Below are 1,690 nucleotides of genomic sequence, written 5' to 3' on the forward strand. Positions count from 1 at the left end.
GTGTTGGTTTAAAAGTTATTCTAAAAAACTGAATAAAAAATCCTTTTGTTCCGCCCTACCAAGGTGCGAAATATGAGATATTAAGAAAAAAATCGGTGAAAAATTAACCATTCATCGCTATTGGAAAACCAAATTCCAACCTATCATCAAATCAGAAGATGAACTTGTCAAAGAAATTCGCAACGCGCTGTTCGATTCCGTGCAAGTGCATATGCGCAGCGATGTGCCGGTAGGTTCGTTTTTATCAGGAGGAATTGATTCATCCTTCATTGCAGCAATTGCTAAACAATTCAATCCTAATATCAAGACATTTTCTGTCGGCTTTGAGCGGGAAGGCTTCAGTGAAATTGATGTGGCAAAAGAAACAGCGGAAAAGCTGGGCGTTGAGAATATTAGCTATGTCATTTCACCAGAGGAATATATGGCGGAATTACCGAAAGTTATGTGGCATATGGATGATCCACTTGCCGATCCTGCGGCAGTACCGCTTTATTTTGTTGCCCGGGAAGCAAGAAAGCATGTAACGGTCGTTCTTTCCGGTGAGGGAGCTGACGAGTTATTTGGCGGTTACAACATTTATCGTGAGCCACAGTCATTGGAACTTTTTGAGCGAATGCCAAGTACGGTTAAATCAGCTTTGAGAGTGATTGCAGGGCTACTCCCGGAAGGAATAAAAGGAAAAAGCTTTATTGAGCGCGGTACAACACCAATGGAAGAACGATATATCGGCAATGCGAAAATGTATAGCGAGACAGAAAAACAAGAACTGCTAAAAGGATATAAGAGGGGATTAGAATATATATATATTACAGCTCCTTTTTATAGAGAAACAACTCATTATCCTCCTGTAAACCGGATGCAATATATTGATATTCATACATGGCTGCGAGGCGATATTTTATTAAAAGCCGACAAAATGACGATGGCCCATTCATTAGAGTTAAGGGTTCCATTTTTAGATAAAAAGGTATTTGAAGTAGCCGCCAAAATTGCTCCGGAAATGAAAACGACAAACAAAACGACGAAATATATCCTACGAAAAGCAGCAAAAGGAATTGTTCCAGATCATGTTTTAAATCGCAAAAAATTAGGATTTCCGGTGCCAATTCGTCATTGGTTAAAAAATGAAATGCATGATTGGGCGAAAAACATTATAAAAGAAAGCGCAACCGATCATTTATTTAATAAAGATGTATTGTATCGTTTACTAGACGAACATTGCAAAGATAAAGCAGACCATAGCCGAAAAATCTGGACCGTCCTTGCTTTTATGATTTGGCATCAAGTATACATGGAAAAGAAATACGATTTTACAAATATATATAGAAAAGACAATATATATAGAAAAGACAAGCTGTCGCTATTAATCTAATTTGACTGATTTTCGTTGCCTGTCTTCTATTGTCGGCCTCCAATCTTGCAAAAACTCCGGGGGATCGACGACAAATGTACCAATCCATAAAGATGATGGACTAATAACCCCAGCTATGTTCAGATAGCTGGGGTTTCATATATTTGGGCATATGAGACGAGACATGATGTTCTTATTCATTGTTGTCAAATGACAGTAGTTTACGGGGGAAGCGCAAGAAAGTCCCTGTCTTTAGACAAGGGGATGAATTGCGTATTTTTTTTGATAAATTTATTAGATGTGTTTATTTTATCTATTGTTTATGGTATATTTAGTATA

At 37.8% G+C, this 1,690-nt stretch carries 1 pseudogene; it reads left to right on the plus strand.

What is annotated here, in order from left to right:
• Window positions 1-79: 79 nt before the first annotated feature.
• Window positions 80-1,372, plus strand: a pseudogene (asnB, locus tag BM213_RS14325) (asparagine synthase (glutamine-hydrolyzing)); the annotation flags it as partial.
• Between the last annotated feature and the right edge of the window lie 318 nt (window positions 1,373-1,690).

This window comes from Anoxybacillus pushchinoensis (genome assembly GCF_900111795.1).
In the GTDB taxonomy this organism is placed as follows: Bacteria; Bacillota; Bacilli; order Bacillales; family Anoxybacillaceae; genus Anoxybacillus; species Anoxybacillus pushchinoensis.